25 protein-coding genes and 3 pseudogenes are annotated in these 24,412 nt (G+C 56.5%); 19 read left to right on the forward strand and 9 right to left on the reverse strand.

The window, feature by feature from the left end:
- The 4 genes and pseudogenes from BMY03_RS08915 to BMY03_RS26800 form a co-directional block, all read left to right on the forward strand.
- Positions 1-1,281 (forward strand): efflux RND transporter periplasmic adaptor subunit, encoded by a 1,281-nt coding sequence (locus tag BMY03_RS08915; protein ID WP_094010853.1) that lies wholly within the window; start codon positions 1-3, stop codon positions 1,279-1,281.
- A 24-nt stretch (positions 1,282-1,305) separates the two neighbouring features.
- A complete protein-coding gene (locus tag BMY03_RS08920) occupies positions 1,306-4,467 on the forward strand; it encodes a CusA/CzcA family heavy metal efflux RND transporter (RefSeq protein ID WP_094010854.1) in 3,162 nt (1,053 codons plus the stop codon).
- Positions 4,468-4,621: 154 nt separating this feature from the next.
- Positions 4,622-4,945, forward strand: coding sequence for a DUF2790 domain-containing protein (locus BMY03_RS08925; protein ID WP_094010855.1), 324 nt, complete (start codon positions 4,622-4,624; stop codon positions 4,943-4,945).
- A gap of 206 nt (positions 4,946-5,151) precedes the next feature.
- Positions 5,152-5,340: pseudogene (locus BMY03_RS26800) on the forward strand (hypothetical protein); the annotation flags it as partial.
- A 545-nt stretch (positions 5,341-5,885) separates the two neighbouring features.
- On the opposite strand, the gene BMY03_RS08940 reads toward BMY03_RS26800, so the two are convergent.
- On the reverse strand, positions 5,886-6,107 hold the full coding sequence (locus tag BMY03_RS08940) for a hypothetical protein (RefSeq protein WP_094010856.1): 222 nt from the start codon (positions 6,105-6,107) through the stop codon (positions 5,886-5,888).
- 266 nt (positions 6,108-6,373) lie between these two features.
- Between BMY03_RS08940 and BMY03_RS08945 the strand changes: the two genes are divergently transcribed.
- Positions 6,374-6,961 carry a hypothetical protein gene (locus tag BMY03_RS08945; RefSeq protein WP_094010857.1) on the forward strand — a complete coding sequence of 196 codons (588 nt, stop codon included), beginning with the start codon at positions 6,374-6,376 and terminating at the stop codon, positions 6,959-6,961.
- A gap of 56 nt (positions 6,962-7,017) precedes the next feature.
- Here BMY03_RS08945 and BMY03_RS08950 read toward each other — a convergent pair whose 3' ends face one another.
- Together BMY03_RS08950 and BMY03_RS08955 are read right to left on the reverse strand one after the other, a co-directional pair.
- On the reverse strand, positions 7,018-8,436 hold the full coding sequence (locus BMY03_RS08950; protein ID WP_094010858.1) for a heavy metal sensor histidine kinase: 1,419 nt from the start codon (positions 8,434-8,436) through the stop codon (positions 7,018-7,020).
- Entirely contained in the window at positions 8,433-9,107 is a 675-nt protein-coding gene (locus BMY03_RS08955) for a heavy metal response regulator transcription factor (RefSeq protein ID WP_094010859.1), read from the reverse strand. The genes BMY03_RS08950 and BMY03_RS08955 overlap by 4 nt, the downstream gene beginning before the upstream one ends.
- A 699-nt stretch (positions 9,108-9,806) precedes the next feature.
- Between BMY03_RS08955 and BMY03_RS08960 the strand changes: the two genes are divergently transcribed.
- Positions 9,807-10,133: a DUF2790 domain-containing protein gene (locus BMY03_RS08960; protein WP_094010860.1), complete on the forward strand. Its 327-nt coding sequence runs from the start codon at positions 9,807-9,809 to the stop codon at positions 10,131-10,133.
- A 32-nt stretch (positions 10,134-10,165) separates the two neighbouring features.
- Here the strand turns inward: BMY03_RS08960 and BMY03_RS08965 are convergent, their stop codons facing one another.
- From BMY03_RS08965 to BMY03_RS26610, 3 genes are all read right to left on the reverse strand, one after another.
- Positions 10,166-10,516 carry a DUF3147 family protein gene (locus BMY03_RS08965; protein WP_094010861.1) on the reverse strand — a complete coding sequence of 117 codons (351 nt, stop codon included), beginning with the start codon at positions 10,514-10,516 and terminating at the stop codon, positions 10,166-10,168.
- A gap of 157 nt (positions 10,517-10,673) precedes the next feature.
- The gene (locus BMY03_RS08970) at positions 10,674-11,579 is read right to left on the reverse strand and encodes a cation diffusion facilitator family transporter (protein ID WP_094010862.1); all 906 of its coding nucleotides are present in this window, start codon (positions 11,577-11,579) and stop codon (positions 10,674-10,676) included.
- A 55-nt stretch (positions 11,580-11,634) separates the two neighbouring features.
- Positions 11,635-11,835: a zinc ribbon domain-containing protein gene (locus tag BMY03_RS26610; RefSeq protein ID WP_244891309.1), complete on the reverse strand. Its 201-nt coding sequence runs from the start codon at positions 11,833-11,835 to the stop codon at positions 11,635-11,637.
- On the opposite strand from BMY03_RS26610, the gene BMY03_RS26615 reads away from it, so the two are divergent.
- From BMY03_RS26615 to BMY03_RS08990, 5 genes and pseudogenes are all read left to right on the forward strand, one after another.
- Positions 11,773-11,964, forward strand: coding sequence for a hypothetical protein (locus BMY03_RS26615; protein ID WP_244891312.1), 192 nt, complete (start codon positions 11,773-11,775; stop codon positions 11,962-11,964). The two genes, BMY03_RS26610 and BMY03_RS26615, sit on opposite strands and share 63 nt — an antisense overlap.
- Before the next feature lie 507 nt (positions 11,965-12,471).
- Positions 12,472-14,169 (forward strand): phosphoethanolamine transferase, encoded by a 1,698-nt coding sequence (locus tag BMY03_RS08980; protein ID WP_094010864.1) that lies wholly within the window; start codon positions 12,472-12,474, stop codon positions 14,167-14,169.
- Between the two features lie 117 nt (positions 14,170-14,286).
- Positions 14,287-14,415 (forward strand): hypothetical protein, encoded by a 129-nt coding sequence (locus BMY03_RS26750; protein WP_003253468.1) that lies wholly within the window; start codon positions 14,287-14,289, stop codon positions 14,413-14,415.
- A gap of 150 nt (positions 14,416-14,565) precedes the next feature.
- Positions 14,566-15,064: pseudogene (locus BMY03_RS08985) on the forward strand (MarR family winged helix-turn-helix transcriptional regulator).
- Positions 15,065-15,107: 43 nt separating this feature from the next.
- Positions 15,108-15,632 (forward strand): arsinothricin resistance N-acetyltransferase ArsN1 family A, encoded by a 525-nt coding sequence (locus BMY03_RS08990; RefSeq protein ID WP_143067538.1) that lies wholly within the window; start codon positions 15,108-15,110, stop codon positions 15,630-15,632.
- Here the strand turns inward: BMY03_RS08990 and BMY03_RS08995 are convergent.
- Together BMY03_RS08995 and BMY03_RS09000 are read right to left on the reverse strand one after the other, a co-directional pair.
- Positions 15,607-16,650: pseudogene (locus BMY03_RS08995) on the reverse strand (FAD-dependent oxidoreductase); the annotation flags it as partial. The gene BMY03_RS08990 and the pseudogene BMY03_RS08995 sit on opposite strands and share 26 nt — an antisense overlap.
- A gap of 42 nt (positions 16,651-16,692) precedes the next feature.
- Positions 16,693-17,031 (reverse strand): ArsR/SmtB family transcription factor, encoded by a 339-nt coding sequence (locus tag BMY03_RS09000; RefSeq protein ID WP_094010866.1) that lies wholly within the window; start codon positions 17,029-17,031, stop codon positions 16,693-16,695.
- A gap of 115 nt (positions 17,032-17,146) precedes the next feature.
- Here BMY03_RS09000 and BMY03_RS09005 point away from each other — a divergent pair, with 115 nt between their 5' ends.
- The 8 genes from BMY03_RS09005 to arsJ are packed head-to-tail and all read left to right on the forward strand — an operon-like array spanning position 17,147 to position 23,010.
- Entirely contained in the window at positions 17,147-17,560 is a 414-nt protein-coding gene (locus tag BMY03_RS09005) for an arsenate reductase ArsC (protein WP_094010867.1), read from the forward strand.
- Between the two features lie 8 nt (positions 17,561-17,568).
- Positions 17,569-17,925, forward strand: coding sequence for a metalloregulator ArsR/SmtB family transcription factor (locus BMY03_RS09010; protein ID WP_051096013.1), 357 nt, complete (start codon positions 17,569-17,571; stop codon positions 17,923-17,925).
- A 19-nt stretch (positions 17,926-17,944) separates the two neighbouring features.
- A complete protein-coding gene (locus BMY03_RS09015) occupies positions 17,945-18,415 on the forward strand; it encodes an arsenate reductase ArsC (RefSeq protein ID WP_094010868.1) in 471 nt (156 codons plus the stop codon).
- Between the two features lie 18 nt (positions 18,416-18,433).
- Positions 18,434-19,495 carry an ACR3 family arsenite efflux transporter gene (gene arsB / locus BMY03_RS09020; protein WP_094010869.1) on the forward strand — a complete coding sequence of 354 codons (1,062 nt, stop codon included), beginning with the start codon at positions 18,434-18,436 and terminating at the stop codon, positions 19,493-19,495.
- Between the two features lie 3 nt (positions 19,496-19,498).
- The gene (gene arsH, locus BMY03_RS09025; protein ID WP_051096016.1) at positions 19,499-20,215 is read left to right on the forward strand and encodes an arsenical resistance protein ArsH; all 717 of its coding nucleotides are present in this window, start codon (positions 19,499-19,501) and stop codon (positions 20,213-20,215) included.
- A gap of 12 nt (positions 20,216-20,227) precedes the next feature.
- Complete coding sequence (locus BMY03_RS09030; protein WP_094010870.1) at positions 20,228-20,731, forward strand: phosphatase domain-containing putative toxin; 504 nt, start codon at positions 20,228-20,230, stop codon at positions 20,729-20,731.
- A 32-nt stretch (positions 20,732-20,763) separates the two neighbouring features.
- Complete coding sequence (locus BMY03_RS09035) at positions 20,764-21,768, forward strand: ArsJ-associated glyceraldehyde-3-phosphate dehydrogenase (protein ID WP_094010871.1); 1,005 nt, start codon at positions 20,764-20,766, stop codon at positions 21,766-21,768.
- Between the two features lie 9 nt (positions 21,769-21,777).
- A complete protein-coding gene (gene arsJ / locus BMY03_RS09040; protein ID WP_094010872.1) occupies positions 21,778-23,010 on the forward strand; it encodes an organoarsenical effux MFS transporter ArsJ in 1,233 nt (410 codons plus the stop codon).
- 24 nt (positions 23,011-23,034) lie between these two features.
- Here the strand turns inward: arsJ and BMY03_RS09045 are convergent, their stop codons facing one another.
- A complete protein-coding gene (locus tag BMY03_RS09045) occupies positions 23,035-24,111 on the reverse strand; it encodes an ArsO family NAD(P)H-dependent flavin-containing monooxygenase (protein ID WP_094010873.1) in 1,077 nt (358 codons plus the stop codon).
- Between the last annotated feature and the right edge of the window lie 301 nt (positions 24,112-24,412).

Consider the following 24,412-nt stretch of genomic DNA (forward strand, 5'->3'; position numbering starts at 1 on the left):
ATGGAAAACAAACGCAAGATCGCCCTCGCGGTGGCCGCTGTGGCAATCCTTGGATTTGGCGGCCTCGCCTGGAACAGCAGTTCCGATCAACAAGCGGCGACTAACGCAGAACATGGTACTGACGATGGTCATGGCCATGAAAAGAAGGCCGGATCAGCTAAAAAAGAGAAAAGTGATGCGGAGCATGGTGAAGAGGGGCACGGTGAAGAAGGTCATGGCGAAGAGGGCCACAGTGAAGAGCGGGGTGAGGAAGAGGGCAAGCTGACCCTCAGTGCTGAACAGATCAAAGCAGCGGGCGTGACTCTGGAATCGGCTGCGCCTCGTGATCTGGGAACCGTCGTGAGCTTCCCGGGTGAGATTCGTTTTGACGAGGACCGCACTGCGCACGTTGTTCCTCGCGTTCCAGGCGTTGTCGAAACAGTCCAGGCGAATTTGGGTGAGTCCGTCAAGAAGGGCCAAGTCCTTGCAGTGATTGCCAGCCAACAGATCTCTGACCTACGCAGCGAGCAACAGGCTGCACAGCGTCGTGTCGAACTGGCGCGAGTGACCTTCGATCGAGAGAAGCAGCTCTGGCAGGACAAGATTTCTGCGGAGCAGGACTACCTCCAGGCTCGCCAGGCGCTGCAGGAAGCGGAGATCTCGTTAGCCAACGCCAAACAGAAGGTCGGCGCGATCGGCGCCTCGGTGAACTCTGTCGGTGGTAACCGCTACGAACTCAGGGCTCCCTTTGACGCCGTAGTGGTGGAGAAGCACTTGACCGTCGGTGAAGTCGTCAGCGAGGCGACTAACGCCTTCATTCTGTCCGACCTCAACCAAGTCTGGGCCACTTTCGCTGTACCGCCTACCGATTTGGCCAAGGTCACTACCGGCCGCGCCGTGAAGGTTTCCTCACCTGACATGAATGTGGAGGTCGAGGGCAAGGTGGGTTATGTCGGCAGCCTGTTGGGCGAGCAAAATCGAGCAGCGACCGTCCGCGTTACCTTGACCAATCCCAACGGGGCCTGGCGCCCTGGTCTTTTCGTCAACATCGCAGTCACTTCCCAGACTGCTCGCGTGGCGGTGGCTGTCCCGGAACACGCCGTGCAGACCGTTGATGACAAACCTTCGGTCTTCGTACGCACCGCCGAGGGCTTCGACACCCGCCCAGTAAAGCTGGGCCGCCGCGACAGTGGGTACGTGGAAATCACGGACGGTATCGAAGCGGGCGCTCACGTGGCTACCAATGGCAGCTTCACACTCAAGTCTGAGCTCGGCAAAGCCTCTGCCGAGCACAGCCACTGATGCGAACTGACAGGATGATTTCTCATGTTTGAACGTATCATCAGATTTGCCATTGAACAGCGGATCGTTGTGATGATCGCTGTCCTGATCATGGCCGGTATCGGCATCTACAGCTACCAGAAACTGCCGATCGATGCCGTTCCTGACATCACCAACGTCCAGGTGCAGATCAATACTGCAGCGCCTGGCTATTCCCCATTGGAAACTGAGCAGCGGATCACGTTTCCAGTTGAAACAGCCATGGCTGGTCTTCCAGGCCTTCAGCAGACCCGTTCCCTGTCTCGCTCTGGCCTGTCTCAGGTCACCGTGATCTTCAAGGATGGCACCGACATTTTCTTTGCCCGCCAGCTGATTAACGAGCGGCTGCAGGTTGCGAAGGAACAGCTGCCAGAGGGTGTAGAAGCTGTCATGGGGCCGGTATCCACCGGGCTCGGGGAGATCTTCCTGTGGACCGTAGAAGCCGAAGATGGCGCGGTCAAAGAAGACGGTACGCCCTACACGCCCACCGACCTGCGGGTGATCCAGGACTGGATCATCAAGCCTCAGCTGCGCAACGTACCCGGCGTTGCAGAGATCAACACCATCGGTGGCTTTGCCAAACAGTTCCTTGTTGCGCCGGATCCGAAGCGCCTGGCTACCTACAAGCTGACCCTGAATGATTTGGTCGCAGCGTTGGAAAGCAACAACGCCAACGTCGGCGCCGGTTACATCGAGCGTAATGGCGAGCAGCTGCTCATCCGTGCACCTGGCCAAGTCCGCGATATCGAAGACATCGCCAGCATCGTAATCACCAGTGTGGATGGTGCACCGATTCGCATCAGCAATGTTGCCGACGTCAGCATCGGTAAAGAGCTCCGTACGGGTGCTGCTACCGAGAATGGCCGCGAGGTCGTGCTCGGTACCGTGTTTATGCTTATCGGTGAGAACAGCCGTACTGTGTCCCAAGCTGTCGCCGCGAAGCTCGCGGATATCAACCGTACCCTGCCAAAGGGCGTGGTTGCCGTCACCGTTTACGACCGTACCAACTTGGTTGAAAAAGCCATTGCGACGGTGAAGAAGAACCTGGTGGAAGGCGCGATCCTGGTTATCGCCATCCTCTTCCTGTTCCTCGGCAACATCCGTGCTGCGCTGATTACCGCGATGGTCATCCCACTCTCCATGCTGTTCACCTTCACTGGCATGTTCAACAACAAGGTCAGTGCCAACCTGATGAGTCTGGGAGCACTCGACTTCGGCATCATCGTAGACGGGGCCGTGGTTATCGTGGAGAACGCGATCCGTCGATTGGCCCATGCGCAGCACAAACATGGCCGTATGCTCACCAAAACCGAACGCTTCCATGAGGTCTTTGCCGCTGCCCGCGAAGCGCGTCGGCCACTGATCTTCGGGCAGCTGATCATTATGGTGGTGTACCTGCCCATCTTCGCTCTCACCGGCGTGGAGGGCAAAATGTTCCACCCCATGGCATTCACCGTTGTGATGGCGCTATTGGGTGCAATGATCCTCTCCGTTACCTTCGTGCCTGCGGCGATCGCCATGTTCGTCACGGGCAAGGTCAAGGAGGAAGAGGGCGTTGTTATGCGCACTGCGCGGCTACGTTATGAGCCTGTGCTGCAGTGGGTGCTTGGGCATCGGAATATCGCTTTCTCCGCAGCAGTAGCACTGGTCGTTCTCAGCGGTGTACTTGCCAGTCGCATGGGAAGCGAGTTCATCCCAAGTCTCAGTGAGGGGGACTTCGCTCTTCAAGCCTTGCGCGTACCGGGAACTAGCCTCAGCCAGTCGGTGGATATGCAGGAGCGTTTGGAAAAAGCAGTCATCGAGCAGGTACCGGAAGTTGAGCGTATGTTCGGCCGAACCGGTACGGCTGAAATCGCCTCTGACCCAATGCCGCCAAATATCTCCGACGCCTACGTCATGCTCAAACCAAAGGACCAATGGGCCGATCCCGACAAGTCGCGAGAGGAACTCATTGCCGAGGTTCAGAAGGCGGCAGCCAGTGTCCCGGGCAGCAACTATGAACTCTCCCAGCCTATCCAGCTCCGTTTCAACGAACTGATCTCCGGGGTGCGCAGCGATGTTGCGGTGAAGGTTTATGGTGACGACATGGACGTGCTCAACAGCACGGCCAATAAGATCGCCGCAGCGCTCAAAGCGGTACCAGGCTCCTCGGAGGTCAAGGTTGAGCAGACCACAGGTCTGCCGGTGCTGACCATTAACATCGACCGGGAAAAAGCAGCACGCTATGGCCTGAGCATTGGGGACGTGCAGAATTCGATCGCGATTGCTGTGGGTGGTCGTAAAGCGGGAACGTTGTACGAGGGTGATCGCCGATTCGACATGGTGGTGCGCCTGCCTGAGGCCATACGTACCGACGTCGCGGGTATGTCTAGCTTGTTGATTCCTGTGCCTGCCAATGCGGCTCAGGGCGCCAATCAGATCGGTTTCATTCCACTTTCGCAGGTCGCTAAGCTGGACTTGCAGTTGGGCCCGAACCAGATCAGCCGCGAGAACGGTAAGCGCTTGGTTATTGTAAGCGCCAACGTTCGGGGCCGTGACCTTGGGTCGTTCGTTGATGAGGCGGCATCTACCCTGTCAACGAAGGTGGAAATCCCAGCAGGTTACTGGACCAGTTGGGGCGGCCAGTTCGAGCAGTTGCAGTCTGCAGCCAAGCGCCTGCAGATTGTGGTTCCAGTAGCCTTGCTGCTGGTAATGACCTTGCTGTTCTTGATGTTCAACAACCTGAAGGACGGCATGCTGGTCTTCACCGGTATTCCATTCGCTCTCACTGGCGGGGTCGTGGCCCTTTGGCTGCGTGATATCCCGCTCTCGATCTCGGCAGGGGTAGGCTTCATCGCTCTCTCCGGCGTCGCGGTACTGAACGGCCTGGTGATGATTGCCTTCATTCGCGGGTTGCGAGAAGAGGGACGAACGCTCAGGCAGGCCGTTGACGAAGGAGCTCTGACCCGACTGCGACCTGTGCTGATGACTGCGCTGGTGGCTTCCCTGGGCTTCATTCCGATGGCCTTGGCCACCGGTACAGGTGCCGAGGTTCAACGGCCGCTGGCAACGGTGGTGATTGGCGGGATTCTGTCCTCCACCGCGTTGACCTTGCTGGTACTGCCTGCTCTGTATCATTGGGCACACCGAAAAGATGAAGATGGCGATGAGGCCGAAGTGGTTAGCTGATAGCCACTGATAAAGAAGCCCACAACCCGTGCTGTGGGCTTTTTTATATGAAGCTGATGCACTTACCTTTCAAAATTGTAAGTTTCTCGTCATGCCGGTGATGCCTGTGCGTTGCTAAAGTTACGCCGAGATGATTTGAATTTGAGAGGTTCCTATGAAAAAGCTAATTTTTGCTGCTGCACTTGTTATGTTTTCGATGGCTTCGCAGGCTTATACTTACTCTGAAAGCAAGCAGCTGCAATACATCAAGGAGCATCAGACTGCTGTAGCGAACTATGCCGAGAGAAATGGCAAACCGATGCCGGAGATCCAGGACTACAATTACGGCATGAAGATCGATGTTGCGAAATTCGTGCGTCAGTCCCAAGACCCGCGTACCTGCCAAGTTTACCCGCGATTGATGACCTTCGAGGACTCTCAGGGTACGCTTAAGACGGTTCGCTACTCCATGTACTCGCAATGCATCAACAACAAGTAGTAATTGCTGTGAGTAGAACACTTAGAGAATTCATAAATGCCAGGCAGTGCCTGGCATTTTTTATTGAGCTCGATGAACGTCATTTAGGCTAGATGCCTTAATGACTGCCCCTGGGTTAGCTGTGAAATAAATCTCAGCTACACAACAGTAATGTCTTCCAACTGCACAGGGCAGTTTATAGTCTTGCCCCCCAGAAGGGACGAGTTATGAAAAGTTCGCTTGAACGCCCAGATGACCAAGCAGGGCATGAAGGGCTGAGCCATGAGTACGACGGCATCTTTGGCATGAACACCGAGCTGGTTTTCGCGCTGATCTGTGGTGCCCTGCTCGGAGCCGGAGCGCTCGCAGGAATACTAGGGCTGATCGACAGGCTGCCGCTGGTTCTGTACGTGTCTCGGCGTTGCTCCTGTCCGGTCGGATCAATGAGGTTGGCCGAAGGATCACCAGGGCGCCGCCGCGAGCGTTGATACTGCCAATCATCGGCGTCGACATCATCTATGCCGGGGTGTTGATGCAGAGGTCTCAGAACCAGCGAGATGTCGTTCAGGCCTGGTTGAATGTGCTCCATCGGCCCCTCTGATCTACCCTGGTCGCCGCTCGTATTCCTCGGAGTTCTACAGCAGCGGGAAGTCCGAAAACATCCAGTACCCAGCAAAGTGGCCTCGTGACAGCTCTTTCTACCTGTCCCGGCGCTTACACGACAGCAATGCTGAGCTGCCTGCCAACCTGGGCTGTGTCGAGATCACCGAAGCGAACGCCAGTCAGCTGTTGCTGTGCCGTTGGAAAGACGCCAAGCAAGGTACCGAAGGTCTGGTCGGAGAAAGTAATGCGGAAACGCCTCGTACAAACGAAGGTAAAATTCCAGACACAAAAAAACCAGGTTTTACCCTGGCTTTTTTGTCGATTGCTCTCGTCATTTGAAGTCCTATTTAACCGCCGTTTAGTTATCGGCTTGTTCCTTACCATCCTTGCTTTCTTTCTTTTGCTCTTGAGCGACTTGTTTTTTGTTCTGGTCCGAAGAGTCATCGTTCCATAGGCGAGCCTGTTCATTTCGGAAGTTTTCCTGGAACTGTTTCGCTCGCTCGTAACCACCTTCAGCGTAAGCGGTACCCATGAGACCAAGCAGCAGGCTGCCAATAGCGATAGATTTGACAAATTTCATTGTGTGCCTCGGTTCTTACTAGGCCTGCCTGACTGACGGCCTTTGTTGGTTTGTAGTTTAGGAACGCGAAGCTAACGACAAGGTGAGTCAATAATTACAATTCCGTAATTTGGGCGGCTGGCGGGATGCGCCAAATCTGCAAATCTGGAAGGATCATGTCTATCTCGCTTGTGCCGAGGGTGACTTCAAACTGCTTCTTAAATTACATATTTGACATCTAACAAAATAAATCAGTGCGGCGTTACCGGCCGCCCTAGGAGATAGCCATGAATGACATAGAGTCTTGGGCTGTTGCCATCGGTGACTTCCGTCGAAGCACTGAAAAACTCACAGTTCAGCTCGATGAGCTGGCCTCCCAGACCAGGGCCTGCAACGCCGTTCTGGAAAAGTCGAACGAGCTGGTGGAGGAGGTTGACCTTGTCAGTCGGCAGATTCAGGAGGAGGTACGAAAGGCTGAGAAAGCCTGGTCCAATGCCGAAGAGGTCGCCATACGCGCTGCGGCAGAGGCATATTCCGCTGCCGCTCGTGGAGTCGAGACCGCCATCCAACCGCTGATTTCGGAGCTCACTGCCGCGACAAAATCAGCGAATGCCTCGATCCTGGAGCTAAAGCAAGCACCGGTGCTGGCTAAGCGCTATGTCATGGTGGTGGCGACAGCATTCTTTATCCTGGCACTGCTCTGTGTGTACTCGACCATGCAATTCATTGAGGCCGCCGGCAGTGTGAGCGCCCAGGAAAAAGTGAATGCCCAATACTTCTCCCACCTGTGGAGAAACGCCAACCCAGAAGAGCAAAAGATCATAAAGTCGGTAATTCTGCGGTCACCTATGGACCCTGTGGTGCTTAGGCACTGAGGCATTGCATAGACAAAAGGCCCGTCGATTGACGGGCCTTTTCAAGTGGGCGCGCTTCAAGCAGCGGTCTTTGCCGGCTGCTTTAGCTGGGCTTCGGGAAAGTGAAGGTGGAACCAGGTGAAATTTTCCTCGGTCACTTCCACGCTCGCCGAGCCTTGATGCAGGCTCATGATCGACTGCACGATGGCAAGGCCAAGACCGGTCCCCCCTTCGCTTCGTGCTCGGCTCTTATCTACGCGGTAGAACCGTTCAAACAAATGCGCATGGTGTTCCTTGGCGATCCCGCGGCCCGGGTTGCCGACGCTCAAGGTCGTGCCGCTACCACCGCGTTGCACTTTCACGTAGACCGTGCGACCGCGAGGGCAGTAGCGAATCGCATTTGACACCAGATTCGAGACGGCTCGTTGAATCATCAGGCGGTTACCGCGCACCACGTCATCACTGCCAGAGATCTGCAGCTGGATCTCGCCATCCTCTGCCGAAATGCTGAAGAGATCACACACCCGCTGAACTTCATCGACCAGGGACACAGGTTCGAACTTCACCATGGATGCTGGATGACTGACCTGAGCGAGGAACAGCATGTCGGAAACCATGCGGCTCATGCGGTCCAGCTCTTCTGTGCACGACTCCAGCACTTCCCTGTACTCGGGAAGCGATCGCTCTCTGGTCAGTGCAACTTGGGCTTTACCTATCAGGTTGGATAGCGGCGCTCGCAGTTCGTGAGCAAGATCGTCAGAAAACTGCGAGAGCTGCTGAACCCCGTCATCCAGGCGAGCCAGCATGATGTTGATACCGTCGGCGAGCTCTTTGAGTTCTGCTGGCATTCCATTAGTCGGCAGACGATGGTCGAGGCTCTCGGTGGAGATCTTCGAGGCGACTTTCAGGAACTTGGTCAGAGGCAGCAGACCTCTGCGTACGGTCCACCAGCCGATTGCGAGGATCAGCGCGATGATGAGCGGGGAAATCATCAGGGCCCAGGTGAGCAATGCATCAAGCAGCGCTTCATTGGACGACTGGTCCATAGTCATGTACACGCTGACTTCGGTTCCGTCGCCCAAATTCATGGTGCGAGAAGCTGTCAGCAAGGGGCGGTCCTGGGTGTCGCGCCACTCATGTTCCTTCGGCTGTGCGGATGGTTGAAACTTGTGCACCTCCACGTTGACCTGCTTCGAGCCTATCGAGAGCAGGGGCATCTCACTCTGCGCCGACTCAAAAATGCTGACGTACAGGTTGTTGTGGCCCATCACCAGATCCACAAGCTGATGTGCGTCAGCGTTGACTCCTGAGATGTCGGAAATCATGGACAGGTTGTGAGCCATGCCTGCCATCTTCACTTCCAGGTCACTGCGGGCATTTCGCTCCAGCGCCTGGCCCACCATCAGATACCCGAAAGTGGCGAATAGAAGCAGCAACGCTGCGCTCATCAACCCCACTTTTAATCCCAGCTTTGCAGCCAGGCTGAATGGCCTCATGCGCGTTCCTCAAAAACGTACCCTACGCCACGAAGCGTGTGAATGAGCTTGGTTTCAAACGGGTCATCGATCTTCGAGCGAAGGCGCCGGATAGCGACATCGATGACGTTGGTATCGCAGTCAAAATTCATGTCCCAGACCAACGAAATGATCTGGGAACGAGTCAACGCTTCGCCCGTCCTGCTCATAAGCAGGTGCAGGAGCGAAAATTCCTTGGTGGTAAGGTCGATGCGTGTGCCAGCGCGGAAAACCCGATGGCGCACTGAGTCGAGTTCCAAGTCGGCAATTTTCAGCGAACTCTTCTCGACTAATTCATCACCACGCCGCTGCAGCGAACGGATTCGAGCGAGCAGCTCCGGGAATTCGAAGGGTTTGACAAGGTAATCGTCGGCTCCGCCATCCAAGCCTTTGAGCTTGTCGTTGATGCGACCACGAGCGGTCAGCATGATGATGCGGACCCGGCTGGTTTTCCTGATGGTTTCCAAAAGGTCCCAACCGTCGATGCCAGGAAGGTTTACGTCCAGCAGAACCAACGAATAGACGTTAGTATTGAACAAGTGCAGGGCGTCAACACCATTGTGCACGATATCTACGACATACCCGCTTTCGGATAGGCCCTGCTGAAGATATTCGGCAGTTTTAATTTCGTCTTCCACAACTAGCACGCGCATAACTTATCTCAAGGTGTGAGGAAGGAATTGGCCTAATCCGCCAAGACTGTGGTTGCAGGCAGTTTGAAGGTTCGGCTGAGTGCATGGCATCTGGTAGTCGCTACCTCTGTCCATACGCCGGGGTCACCTGAGGACGCTTGAATCTTAACGCGAAGACGCTGGCCGCGGCGAAATCCTACAAATTTGTAATGTAGCCGCAAGATTGCTGACAGTCATGACGGCTTTCCCTACTGAGCTTAGCGGATTCTGTGGCTTGCAGCGGTTTGCAGTCCTCACGCCTGACAGGCGGATTCGGCCGAGAGGAGTGGTGTTTCTGCCAAGCTGCTCAGCTTTTGTGGCGTTTACTCCTTCAAGCTCAAGCTACGAGTGGTAGCAAGCCACCGATCGTTCTCCCCATAAATAACGGGCTTAAACCGGCGAGCATGCTTGGCTTTTCATCTTACTCAGGCAAGGATAATTACTTTACAATCTATTACATGTCCAAATTGTAATTTCACAATCATCTTGTCGTTAGCCGCTTTTGCTAGTTTAAGTGCAGCACACAGGCAGCGCTGCTTTGGGTCAGTCTCATCTGAAGCAGCATGGCGGGAGTAACGAAACCCTGCTCACGCCAATGCATTCACCTTGGAACCATACGCTCCTTTGGTAAGGTGAATTTTAGCGCCCCGCCATGGGCGCTTTTTTATAAATGGACTTCTCATGAAAACAACTATATCGGCTATTGCTGCGTTCATGCTTTTCTCTGCACTGTCGACAAATGCCCATAGCAGCGTTCTGATCAACGACGATCTTGAGCAGTCTGCCAGGAAGGCTACGGAACGCTATGCACAGAGCGTGAAGAAACCCATGCCCGAGCTTGAAGACTACGCATACGGTATGGATTTGGACGTTGGCAAGTTGGTGTACGTCTCGCCTAGCGTGCGGTACTGCGGGAATGTGAGAAGCATGATGACTTACGAGGATTCCAAGGGCGAACTGCACATGGTTCGCTACCTCGTGAAAGGTGAGTGCATCAACAGCCGGTAAGCGGTGGCTGAGTGCTTTCCTCTACACCCGACTCAAAGCAACTCGATGCCCAATCGCCTTAGAAGTAGGGCAAAGCCTCCGAAGCTCGCCATGGTGATGAGGATGCTGGAGATAAGTGTTGACCAGAATCCCAACTTGGGCAGCAGTGCCGGAAACGCGATAAACATCGGCAGCGTTGGAATCACATACCAGAACGTGTACCAGGCATGATTGGAAATCTTCTCCATGCTCTGGTTTTCCAAGTAGAGCCAGATGAGCGTCAAGACGGTGACCAATGGCAGGGCGGCAACCAAGCCGCCCAGCTTGTCACTGCGCTTTGCCAGCTCAGACACGAGAATTACTATCGCGGCAGTGACCAGGTACTTCGTAATGATCCAAGTCATCGCTGAACCTACTTGAGCTAGTGGAATGGATCTTCCGGGATCATTCACCAGGCACTCATGAAGTGCTTCTGCTGTCGCCAATCCATCCTTGCCTAATCCTCGACAACACCACCCCCGACGTTGAAGGCGGTGTGTTGATCAGGTGTCTATCGGCCGATCAATGCGACGGCGAAGGGACGTTCTCGTGGAAAGCTGCGCGCTCGATCTGAATAGTGCAGTGATGGATTTCGAACGCGTCGCTGACTGCATCCACGACGGCCGCTAGCACAGCATCTCCATCTGCTGCGTCTCGGACGACCACGTGCGACGTCATCACGTTGCTTCCGCTGCTGACAGCCCAAACGTGTAAGTCATGTACATCCGTGACGCCTTCGACCTTGAGGATCGTGGCCTCGATTGCCGCCACGTTGAGTCCCCGGGGTACACCTTCCATAAGAATCCCCAAGCTCTCTCGAAGCAATTGCCACGTCCGCGGCAATACCCAAAGGCCGATCGCTACGGCAACAACCGTGTCGACCCAGATCCAGCCGGTAAAGCGGATAATGAGGGCGGCGATGATCACGCCCAACGATCCGAGCATGTCGCTCCAGACTTCGAGGTAGGCGCCTTTGACGTTGAGGCTCTCGTTGCTGGCAGATGCCAGCAGTCGCATTGAAATCAGGTTGATGATCAGGCCGGCAATTGCAATCCACATCATCGCCCCGGTGGCGATCTCCGCCGGCATGAAGAAGCGCTGGTAGGCCTCGTACAAGATGTACATCGCCACCAGGAAGAGCAGCACGGCGTTGAACGTGGAGGCTAGGATCTCCAACCGCGCATAGCCAAAGGTTCTTTTCTGATCCGCCGGCCGCTTGGCGATCTGAAGCGCAATCAACGAAATTGCCAAAGCGGCGGTGTCGGTGAACATGTGAGACGCATCCGACAGCAACGCCAGGCTGCCGGTAATCCATGCGCCGATCACTTCAGCGATCATGAAGCTACCGGTCAGGATCAATGCCATGACTAGTTTCTTCTGATGCCCCTCACGAACCGCGGCACTGCCATGATCATGATTCGATCCCACGTATTTCTCCTTGCACAGGGTAGTGGTCGCGTTGGATTTCCAGAGTGGTCAGGCGCTAAGGGGTTGCCTGGCCGCACTGGCTGCAGAATTTTGCTCCTGCTGTCAGGGACGAGCCGCAGGCCGTGCAACCACTCGATAGTGGTGTTCCGCAGTTTAGACAAAAGCGTGCGGACGGGGCGTTTGCGGTCCGGCAGTGCCTGCAAGTCTGCAGATCTTTGATTGGGGCTTGAGCTATTGCGCGACCATCCTCAATCACCCGGTCATTACCGTCGCAGGATTGCTGCTGCTCGAAGCGACCATGCCGGTCATGTCGATCACTCCCGTGCCCACTACCGTGATGCTTGCCACCGCCGTGGTTTCCACGGCCGTGGTGGCCACCCAATAAATTTTTGAGAAAACTCATGGTGTTCGTCCCTCATCGATAGGTGACATCAGCACGAGCAAAAGGTGAAAGAAGTGTTCTGCTCGCTAGAATGACTTTTAAGTTAAAGTAAAAGTTCAAAGTTAGCGTACGACAAAACGAAGCTGGTTTGTTTATGAAATTTAATTTAATTCACCGGGCGGCATTGACTGCTCAAAAAGTCGGACTTATCCGATTTTTTATCATAGCCTGAGCATTTACAATCGAAAAAGTCATTATCGCGATTCTGTCAGCATTGTAATCGCGAAGTCATCATGACGTTATCGTGTGGCGGAAATAATGCGCCTAGCGAGAACTAATTTCTCATTTAATCCTATGCCTCACACATCCTAAGCGTCCTCAGGCTAAGGGGATCAAGGTCTCTGGCGCTCTGTACGCCCTGATTCGCTCTGTGTCTGTCGATGGCTTGCCATTTAGCTCCCGACTATTCATAACCAGCGCCATGGATGAGCAGCTCTCTAGAGTTCGATAATGACACCTTCTAAATCCATTATTCACAACCTGTTAAGTAAATGGATCCATGCTATTCGCAATGTTAGACAGGAAGGCATTAGCACCAATTCTCTCGTCGCGCTAGTAACTTTATGGTTGTTGCTATTCGCGAACGCTGAGCTTTGGCGTGTGCTCTGGCGCCTGGCATTCAACACTAATGAAGTTAACTGGTTGCTCGCCGCCAGCCTGCCAGTCGTAGTGTTCGTTTGGGTGTTCACCGTACTTAGCTTGCTGTCATGGTCAAGACTCGCAAAACCTCTGCTGTGCCTGGTGCTGATCAGCGCGTCGTTCGCCAGCTACTTCATGAGTACTTACGGTATCGTCATTGATTACACGATGTTCACCAACGTCGTGGAGACCGACGTCGGTGAGGTGTCCGAGCTACTGAACTGGAAGCTTGGCCTCTGGGTGGCAATGGTAGGGGTATTGCCCGTCTACCTGATCTGTCTGGTGCCCCTGCGGCGCAAGCCCTGGACCAAAGCGTTGGGTAGCAGACTCATCGTCCTGTCGCTCACACTGGTAACCCTTGCTGGTGTCGTGCTGAGCCAGTACCAGTCTTATGCCTCCCTCCTACGCAACAATCGAGAGATCCGGCTCATTCTGGTTCCCACCAATTTGTTTGCTGCCGGTCATGGTTACCTGAAACGCAAGCTGGCCACACCGAAAGCACTGACCTCCATCGGTACCGACGCCCTGGTGACCAGGCAGGGAGCGGCTCGCAAACCCAAGCTGCTGGTACTGGCAGTGGGGGAGACCGCACGTTCCGCCAACTTCTCCCTTAATGGTTACTCCCGCAATACGAATCCAGAGCTGGAAAAGCGCAATGTCATCAGCTTCTCGAATGTGAGCTCGTGCGGCACCGCCACCGCGGTTTCGCTGCCATGCATGTTCTTGGACGTCGGTAGGGATAAGTACAAGGATGGCTTGGCCAAGAGTCGAGAAGGGCTGCTCGATGTGCTTCAGCGCGCAGGCATCAGTGTCATGTGGACTGATAACAATTCGGGCTGCAAAGGGGTCTGTGATCGGGTGCCAAACCACAAGGCTACCCAACACGCAGATGCTCAGCTGTGCAGCAGCGACGAGTGCAAGGACGGTGTATTGCTCTCGGAGATGGAGGACTTCATCAAGCGTCAGGAAGGCGATGCAGTCCTGGTGCTCCACTACAAAGGTAGTCACGGCCCGGCTTACTACAAGCGCTACCCTCCGCAGTTCAAGAAATTCGGGCCGGTCTGCGAGACCAATGAGCTCGACAAATGTAAGCAGCAGGAGGTGATCAATGCCTACGACAATTCGATCCTCTACACCGACTACGTCACGGCTGGCCTGATCGATATTCTGGCCGCGAACAACAAATTCGACACTGCGCTGATGTACGTTTCGGACCACGGGGAGTCACTGGGAGAGGCTGGTCTTTACCTGCATGGGCTGCCCTATGCGATGGCACCAGATGAGCAAACCAAGGTGCCATTGGTGCTCTGGATGTCTGACGCTTTCGCGAAAAGCGAACGCCTTAATGTGGGCTGCTTGAAAGTACAGGCAAGCTCGCCACTGAGCCACGACAACCTGTTCCACACCGTACTCGGGATGATGAGCGTCCAGACATCCTCGTATAGCTCAGCTCTGGATTTTACGGCCCCTTGCAAGACTTTGACCGGAAGCACCTACTCAGGCCTCTAATACGGACTGAACGCGTGAGGTCGACAGCGCTTCCACATCGAGCTGCTTTGACAGCAGCCAGAAGCTCGACTAACTACATAGCAGTACTCAACAACCCAAGCGGAAAAGGAAATTTGCATGAGCATCAAGCCAGGCCCTAAACGCACCAACGAAGATGGCACTCCGGACAAGAGGCAGCGGGTCACGCCTGAGAAGCAGAAGGATCACCCAGACCTGAAACCCCACAAGCATAAAAAGGGGGAGTAGGGCAGAAAAGCAGCTCTTCGGAGCTGCTTTTTTATCTGCATACCGATAACCCATCCGCGTAAACGATCAACCACAATCAATCTGCTGGTCAATGTTGATGACCGCGTTCTTCAGCCATAACGTTGTGAGTAACAACTAATTGGAAATGCCATGTCGGACAAGCACAGCGACGATCTTAGCCGGGATGCTGAAGATCTCCACGAGGCACTTGCCCAGCTCTTGCGCGTTTACCAATTCAGGGATCGCGACCGCATATGCTGCCACGACGTATCGGTAACTCAGTGCTACGCGGTTGAAGCTTTGGTGAAGCAGGGATCACTCCGTCTCCAGGTCCTGGCCGAGCAGATGTTCTTGGACAAGAGCACAGCCAGCCGTGTCGTCGATATCTTGGAGCGAAAGGGGTATGTCGCCCGAGTAGAAGATCCAGAAGATCGTCGGGCGGTCCAGGTGCAAGCTACCGAAGCCGGCGTCGACCTCTACGAACGCATTCGTGCCAGCCTGATCGCCGAAGAGAAGGCAATGATCAAGCTGCCTGCCGCCAGACGTACGTCAAGGGGCCCTGACGCTGCTACGCCAATTGACTCGTGCTGCCCAACTACGTTGTGGCTTGACGACCGAATGCTACCCAGCCCAGCGGCAAGAAAAGTGAAGCCTCTTTAACCAAGTCGTTCCATCTCCCCAAAGGAAGCCAGATGCACATTCGCCTCGCTGAAACCGGTGATGTTCAGGCCATTGCCGAGATCTACAACCAGGGGATCGAAGACCGCAGCTGTACGTTCGAGACCCAGCCGCGTACTGCCACTGATATAGAGCCCTGGGTTGCCGATATGTCTCGCTATCCAGTGCTGGTCGTCGAGCTCGACGGGGCGGTAGTGGCATGGGCAAACCTGAGCAGTTACCGCGCGCGTTCCTGCTACGTCGGCATCGCCGACTTCTCGATCTATCTTCACCGTGACGTCCGCAGACGGGGCATCGGCAAGGCGCTGCTCAAGGCATTGCTCAGCGAGGCTGAGGCACGTGGTTTCTGGAAGGTCCTTTCCCGCATTTTCACCTTCAACGAGGCGAGCCTCGCGCTCTGCCAGTCCTGCGGCTTCAGGACGATTGGCGTCTATGAGAAGCACGCTTGCCTTGAAGGCCGCTGGCTGGATTGCGCGATCGTTGAACGGGTGTTTCCGTCGAACCAACCCGTTCTAGATGACGGAGCAGTTGAGGCATGAGATAGCCCGCGTCAGTCCCTACACCCCTGAGGGTTGCCGAGGCGAAGTTCCTTTGCTTGGGCAGCCCGACGAAGTACAGGCCGGGCACCTGATCTGCCACGCCGTCTTGCTGCAGGACACGACCTTGCCGGTCGGCGACTGGAAGCTGTGGCAGAAACGCCAGGTTCGGCCGGAAACCGGTGGCGAAGATCAGCGCATCGGTCTGGTGGATGGTTCCATCCGGCCAGACGACGCCGTCAGGCAACACCTGCTGGAACATCGCTTTGCGCTGGAGCCGCCCGGTATCCAAGGCCTTCCGGTACTTGCCGGTATCCAGCACAGGCGTGCTCTGGTCACTCAACCAGCGCGTGTGCTCCAACCGGGTGAATTTCAACCAAGTGTGAAAATCGAGTCCCAGGATCCGCTGGGGGAATAAGCGGATCTTCTCGCGGGTCGCCAGCACCACCTGCGCAACGTTGGCAAGCTCGTAGGCAATTTGTACCGCCGAGTTCGCCGCGCCGACTACAACGACACGCTGGCCAGCAAAGGCCTCAGGCGTTCGATACGCCGAGCTGTGCAGACAGGTACCTGAAAAGCTTTTCAGGCCAGGAACGTCAGGCATGTACGGACGGCTGAATCCTCCTGATGCAGCTACCACCGCACGAGCTGCGAAGGTCGATCCATTGGCAGCGCGAACCTCGAATGTCTTGTCCTTTTGTACGACCGCCACCACTCCGGTACCGCCCTGGAAAGGCAGCTGAAACTCGGCGGCGTATTTCTCCAGATACTGCACCACTTCGTCTCGCAGCGGGTAGCCCTTGGGATTGCCAGGAAACGCCCGCCCCGGCAGCGCGGAGTACTCCGCTGGTGAGAACAACTGCAAGCTTTCGTAGTAGTTACGCCAGTTCCCGCCAGGGGATGTCTGCTCATCCAAGATGAGGTAATCCAAGCCGTGCTGCTGTAAATGCCAGGCAATCGCCAAACCTGCTTGCCCACCACCGATGACGACCACATCCAGAACGCGACCCAATTCATTCATATGTGCGCACTCATGCATATTTAAAGGCAAAAAAAGGCCGGACTACGGACAGCAGATCGATACCAGACCTTTGGTTCGCAGGAGCAGGCCCTCCAGTCGCTCGACGATCGCTCCACCATTCACTTCATAGAACACCTGCCTGCCCACCTTGGTGGCCTTCACGATCTGGGCGTCATGCAATACCTGCAGGTGCCTGGAGATCACCGAGCGCTCCTGTGGCAGCTCTTTGGCGATTTCGCCGACATCAGCCCGGCCGAGCAAAAGCACGCGCTTGAAAACCGCGACCCTGGAAGGCTCGCAAAGCGCTTTGAAGAAGGCCTCGTCCAGCGACTCGATGGCGGCGTCGATGGCTTGAGCACGGAGATTTTGGTTGATCGTCATGCGGTCAATATATGTGCATAAACGTGCACATGTAAAGCCACCCATCATCGAGGGCTTGCGATATATTCGAAAAAACGTATATTCGAAAAACCATATACTCGCAGGATACCAAGTGATGACTGGCAAGATCCGCGTCCTGTTTGTTTGCACCGCAAACGCAGCTCGCTCCCAGCTCGCCGAAGCTTTGCTCCGGCACTCAGACCCTGCTCACTTCGAAGCTTTCAGCGCAGGTACTAAGCCTGGCCAAGTCGATCCGCGCACCTATGACGCCCTCGAGTATCTCGATATCGATACCAAGGCTCTACGCAGCAAGTCCATCGATGAGTTCGCAGGGGAACGGTTCGACTACGTGATTACCCTGTGCGACAAGGCAGCCCATGAGTGCCTTACGTTGCCTGCCTTCGGCGAGGTACTGGCGTGGAACTTCGAAGACCCTGTCACCAGTGACCAACACGATGCCTTCCGACACACGCTTCACGAGATTCATGAGCGCATCAAGATGTTCGTCCTGGTGAAAACCAAACACTGAGAATTGCTATGACTGACTCGCTGACCCCCACCAAGGTTTTCAAATGCCTCGCCGACGAGAACCGCATTCGGATGATGCTGCTGATCGCTCGCGAGGAAGAACTCTGCGTCTGTGAACTGACCTGCGCGCTGGAAGAAAGCCAGCCCAAGGTTTCCCGCCACCTGGCGCAACTGCGCACCTGTGACCTGCTGGAAGACCGCCGTCAGGGCCAGTGGGTTTATTACCGGCTGCATCCATCGCTTCCTGCCTGGGTACGTGAGGTCCTGGCGACGACGCTGGAAGCCAACCGCGAATGGCTAAGTACTAGCACCAAACGACTGGACACCATGGGTGACCGCCCTCAACGCGTCGCCTCCTGCTGCTGATCATTGCCGAGAAAAACCGATGAAAGTTCTGTTCCTCTGCACCGCAAATAGCTGCCGCAGCATCCTCTCCGAGGCTGTTTTCAATCATCTGGCCCCGGCCGGCATGAAGGCCTACAGCGCCGGCAGCCAGCCAAAGGGGGAGGTGCACCCGCTGTCCATCACCGCGCTGCAGCGTGCCGGTATCTCCACCGAGGGCCTCAGCAGCAAGTCCAGTGACGCGCATGCGGAGCTGGCACCGGACTTTGTCATCACCGTCTGCGACAAGGCCGCTGGCGAAGCCTGCCCCGTGTTCTTCGGACCAGCAGTGAAAGCCCACTGGGGACTTTCTGACCCTTCGGATTTGCACGTTAGTGCCGCAGAGTTGGACGCGGCATTCGACAACACACTTGAGCAGATCAAGCGACGCCTCAAGGCATTCATCGCACTGCCTTTCGACCAAATGGATGCCGCCCAGCTCAAGGTCGAGCTGGCCCGCATCGGAACGCTCTGACGTTTAGGGAGATCCACTATGAGCAAAAGCCGACTTTCATTCCTAGACCGCTACCTGACGGTCTGGATCTTTCTGGCCATGGGCCTGGGCATTGGTCTGGGCAGCCTGTTCCAGGGATTGCCTGCGTGGCTGAATAGCCTGTCGGTAGGCTCGACAAACATCCCCATCGCCATTGGCCTCATCGTCATGATGTACCCACCTCTGGCGAAGGTGAAATACGAGGAGTTGCCGCAAGTCTTCAAGGACAAGCGCATCCTTGCTCTGTCGCTGATCCAGAACTGGGTGATCGGCCCGGTCCTGATGTTCGGGCTAGCCGTTGTCTTCCTTTCCGACAAGCCTGAGTACATGACCGGCCTGATCCTCATCGGCCTGGCACGCTGCATCGCCATGGTGCTGGTGTGGAACCAGATCGCCGGTGGCAACAACCAGTACGTGGCCGGTCTGGTCGCCTTCAACAGCATTTTCCAGATCTTGTTCTTCAGCGTGTACGCCTGGATCTTCCTGGGCCTGTTGCCGCCGCTGTTTGGCCTTGAAGGTAGCGTCATTGAGACCAGCTTCCTCGATATCGCCCAATCGGCGCTGATTTATCTGGGCATCCCGTTCCTGGCTGGTTTCCTGACCCGCAAGATCCTGATCAGCAGCAAGGGCGAGACCTGGTACCAGGAGCGCTTCATCCCGAAGATCAGCCCGCTGACCCTCGTGGCACTGCTGCTGACCATCGTCGCCATGTTCAGCCTGAAAGGCGACATGGTGCTGCAACTGCCGCTGGATGTGCTGCGCATCGCTATCCCGCTGACCATCTACTTTGTGGTGATGTTCTTCATCAGCTTCTGGATGGGCAAGCTGCTGGAAGCTGACTACCCACGTACCACTGCGCTGGCGTTCACCGCAGCGAGCAACAACTTTGAACTGGCCATTGCTGTGGCCATCGCCACCTTCGGTCTTGCCTCGCCGGTCGCGTTTGCCACCGTCATCGGGCCCTTGGTGGAAGTGCCGGTACTGATCTCCCTGGTGGGCGTGGCCTTGTGGCTCAAGCGCCGCTGGTTCGATCAGCCATCTGGCGCCTTGTCTCAGGAGTAAATCATGACCGAACACCACATCCCCAATATCGACAACGATCTGGTCGACCTGCCGACAGCAGACAAGTTGGCAGTCGAGCAAAAGTCCACCCACAAGCCTCGCATTCTGCTGCTGTACGGATCGACCCGCGAACGCTCGTTCAGCCGCCTGCTGACGGAAGAAGCGGCACGCCTGCTAGAGCACTTCGGTGCCGAGACGCGGATCTTCAATCCGACCGGGCTGCCACTGGCGGATGACGTGCCCGATGACCACCCCATGGTCAAGGAGCTGCGCGATCTGGTGCTGTGGTCCGAAGGCATGGTCTGGTGCTCGCCGGAACGCCACGGTGCAATGACCGGCGTGTTCAAGTCGCAGATCGACTGGATTCCACTGAGCATGGGCGCCGTGCGCCCCACGCAAGGCAAAACCCTCGCGGTGATGCAGGTCTGCGGCGGCTCGCAGTCGTTCAACGTGGTCAACCAGCTGCGCGTCCTCGGCCGCTGGATGCGCATGTTCACCATCCCTAACCAGTCGTCCGTGCCGAAGGCCTACCTGGAATTTGACGAGGCGGGTCGTATGAAACCCTCCTCGTACTACGACCGTGTCGTCGACGTAATGGAGGAGCTGGTGAAGTTCACCCTGCTGCTTCGTGATCGCTCCGACTACCTGGTCGATCGCTACTCCGAACGTAAAGAGTCTGCTGAAGAACTATCCAAGCGTGTCAATCAACGATCCATTTGAGGCTTTGTGAGCATGCAATTGCACCCGTATTCCGTGTTGGCTAATTCCGAACTGGTCGGCCAGCTGATTTTCACTCCGTGCCCAGGTACCAAGGAGACATCGGTATCTCAGGCTCTGGCAACGTTGCACGATGCCGGCGCGAGCGCGCTGGTAACCCTGATGCCGAGTGAAGAACTGCTGCAGAACGAGATCGATCTGCTTCCCGAGGAGTGCCAACTGCTGGGCCTCGAATGGTTCCACCTGCCGGTCGAGGACGACGAAGCGCCCGGTGAGCCGTTTGCGGCCGCCTGGGAGGCTCACCGGGAACGCCTGAAAGAGCTGGTGATGACCGGTAAGACGATCGCCATTCACTGCAAGGGCGGCTCTGGCCGCACCGGCCTGTTTGCCGCCCGCCTGATGATCGAGTGCGGCATCCCTGTGCAGGAAGCTGTTTCCCAGGTCCAGGCCCTGCGTCCACGTGCGATCCAGAACCCTGCGCACGTTGGGTATATCAACCAGTTCAGCGACACGCTCTGACCTTTCGCTAATCGCGATTCGAGAACAAGAACATGGCTATCAAAGTAGGTATCAATGGGTTTGGCCGTATTGGTCGCTTGGCGCTTCGCGCATCCTGGGACTGGCCGGAATTCGAGTTTGTGCAGATCAATGACCCGGCCGGTGACGCCGAGACCCATGCCCATCTGATCAACTTCGATTCGATCCACGGACGCTGGCACCGTGAAGCCCGCGCAGAGGGTGACGCGGTAGTGATCGAGGGCAAGCGCATCAAGGTCACCGCCAACAAGACCATCGCTGACACCGACTGGTCGGGCTGCGACCTGGTCATCGAGGCCAGCGGCAAGATGAAGTCGGTAGCCGTGCTCCAGGCCTACCTGGATCAGGGCGTCAAACGTGTGGTTGTCTGCGCTCCAGTGAAGGAGAAAGGCGCACTGAACGTGGTGATGGGCGTCAACCAGCACCTGTTCGACCCGGCGCAGCATCGTATCGTCACCGCCGCTTCCTGCACCACTAACTGCCTGGCTCCGGTGGTCAAGGTGATTCACGAGAATTTGGGCATCCGCCACGGCTCGATCACCACCATTCACGACCTCACCAATACCCAGAGCATCCTCGATACACCGCACAAGGACCTGCGTCGTGCCCGTGCCTCAGGCATGAGCCTGATCCCGACCACCACAGGCTCGGCCACCGCAATCGCCGAGATCTTCCCCGAGCTGCGCGGCAAGCTGAACGGTCATGCCGTGCGTGTACCGCTGGCCAACGCCTCGCTGACCGACTGCGTGTTCGAAGTAGAACGTGAGACGACGACTGAAGAGGTCAACGCGCTGCTGAAAGCCGCTGCCGAAGGGCCGCTGAAGGACATCCTGGGCTACGAAGCGCGCCCCTTGGTGTCCATCGACTACCGCACCGATCCGCGTTCCTCGATCATCGATGCGCTGTCCACCCTTGTAGTCAACGGTACCCAGGTGAAGATCTACGCCTGGTACGACAACGAGTGGGGCTACGCCAACCGTGCCTCGGAACTGGCACGCTTGGTCGGCGCAGCGGAGTAAACGGCGATCATGAAGGCGTTGTCAGCCCTGTCTGCGGAAGTGCGTCAGTACCTGCTGGTTACCGGCAATTACTGGGCCTTCACCCTCACCGACGGCGCATTGCGCATGTTGGTGGTACTGCACTTCCATTCGCTGGGCTACACGCCGCTGCAGATTGCGGCGCTGTTCCTGTTCTACGAAGTGTTCGGCGTGATCACCAACCTCGTGGGCGGCTACCTCGGCGCCCGCCTGGGGTTAAACCGCACGATGAACATCGGCCTTGGAATGCAGGTGGTTGCCCTGCTGATGCTCACGGTACCGGCAGCCTCGCTGACGGTGCCGTGGGTGATGGCCGCCCAGGCGCTCTCCGGCATCGCCAAGGACCTGAACAAGATGAGCGCCAAGAGCTCCATCAAGCTCCTGGTGCCGGACAGCCAGCAAGGCACCCTCTACAAATGGGTGGCCATCCTGACGGGCTCGAAAAACGCGCTCAAAGGCGTGGGCTTCTTCCTAGGGGGAGCACTGCTTGCGCTGCTCGGTTTTACCCAGGCGGTATTGGCCATGGCGGCGGTGCTGGCCCTGATCTGGATCGGCAGTCTGATCCTGCTGAAAAAGGACTTGGGCAAGGCCAAGGCCAAGCCGAAGTTCCGCGACATGCTGTCCAAGAGCCGGGCCATCAACATCCTCTCCGCCGCACGGCTGTTTTTGTTTGGTGCCCGGGACGTCTGGTTCGTCGTAGCTTTGCCGGTGTACCTGAGCTCTGCGTTTGGCTGGGATTTCTGGCTGGTCGGGGGCTTCTTGGCCACGTGGGTAATCGGCTATGGCATTGTCCAGTCGTTTGCCCCCCATATCACCGGCAAGAAGCGTGGTCATGTACCCGACGGCCGAGCAGCCTTCATCTGGGCAATCGGCCTGGCCGGGCTACCTGCGCTCATCGCCGTGGGCCTGTCGGCAGGCTGGTCGGCAAAGGTAGTCTTGCTAAGTGGGTTGATGCTGTTCGGTGTGCTGTTCGCCGTGAACTCATCGCTGCACAGCTACCTGATCGTCAGCTATGCCAAGGAAGATGGCGTCTCCCTGGATGTAGGCTTCTACTACATGTCCAACGCCCTCGGTCGTTTGGTCGGCACGCTGCTGTCAGGTTGGGTGTTTCAGGCCTATGGGTTGGAGGCTTGCTTGTGGGTTTCCAGCGTCTTCGTATTGGCTGCCGCACTCATCTCGATCGCATTGCCCAAGCACAGTGAAATGGCACAGCAAGCACACTGATCAGTGAGGAAAATGCGGGGGCCATCAGGCCTCCGCTTTCACCACAAACTGCTCAATTTCAGCTGCAGTACTGCGGGCTGTGCGGGTCACCCCGATCAAGGTTGCTGATGCAGAGCCTGTCCACTCGCCGTAGCCCACCAGCCAGAGTCTGGGCTCACTCACAGATCGGGTCCCTTCGACTTCTACACGTCCTTGCTCAGTAACAACACCAAGGTTCGCGAGGTGTCCCAAGGCGGGTTTGAACCCGGTGCACCAGATCACTGCATCCACTGCGATTTCCGAGCCGTCTGCCCAGACCACACCGTCAGGGGTGAAACGAACGAAGGGTCTCACCGCGTGCAGGACGTCTCGATCACGCGCCTCCACCACAGGCGGGACCATTACCACGTCGCCCAACCCGCCGACCGGCTGCTCAATGACACGCCCCTCCACCTGCGCTTTCCAGCGCTCTGTGGCCCGCTCGAACAGCACTCGGCCATCTACATCATCAGGTAGGAAAACTGGATCGGTAGGGGTTACCCAGGTCGCATCCGCTACTTTGGAAACCTCTGCGAGAATCTGAGCGCCGGAGTTGCCGCCGCCGACGACCAGCACGCGCTTGCCAGAGAAGGCCTGCGGTTCAACGTAGTGAGCCGAATGCAGCTGCTGGCCACGGAACAGCTCAGCGCCGGGGTAGGCAGGTATGTTCGGATTGCTCCAAGTGCCTGTGGCACTGACCACAGCTTTGGCATCCCAATGGCCAGACTCTGAATGGACACGTAACGCGCCGGCTACGCGCTCGACTGAGATGACACGTACCGGCCGTTCAATCGGAAACTGATAGCGCGCCTCATACTGGGTGAGGTAGTCGATGACATGTTCGCGAGACGGATAGCCATCCTGAGCAGGCGGCATCATCCAACCGGGAATGGAGCTCCAGGTAGCTGGCGAGAACAGCCGCAGGGAATCCCAGCCGTGTCGCCAAGCCCCGGCGGCGCCCTGCTCGGCATCGAGGATGATGAACGAGAGATCTGTCCGGCGCAGGAAGTACGCCGTTGCCAGGGCGGCTTGTCCTCCGCCAATGATGACTACATCCCACAAGCGCTCTGCATGGGCTTTCATTTCACTCCTTCCGGACCATGGTCAGGCCCCATTTTCTCAGGTGCTGCGGTAAGTGACTTAATGTAGGTCGTCTGAAGCCAGAGTCTGACAAAGAGCTGGACGTACTAGCAGGGGAGTATGTACTGCTTGTCGCCCGAGCAACATGTCATGCTGACCGAACGCCTGGCCACCGATACCTTTCTGCGAATAGCCGTGGATGGCTTTCTCCGGCCTATCTCCAATTGATATGCGTATGCTCTCCAGAAGCGAGGAACTCTATACTCAAACTAGTAGTCAAAATGCCATTACAGCGCGCTGTGGT

Source organism: Pseudomonas soli (genome assembly GCF_900110655.1).
Taxonomy (GTDB): domain Bacteria; phylum Pseudomonadota; class Gammaproteobacteria; order Pseudomonadales; family Pseudomonadaceae; genus Aquipseudomonas; species Aquipseudomonas soli.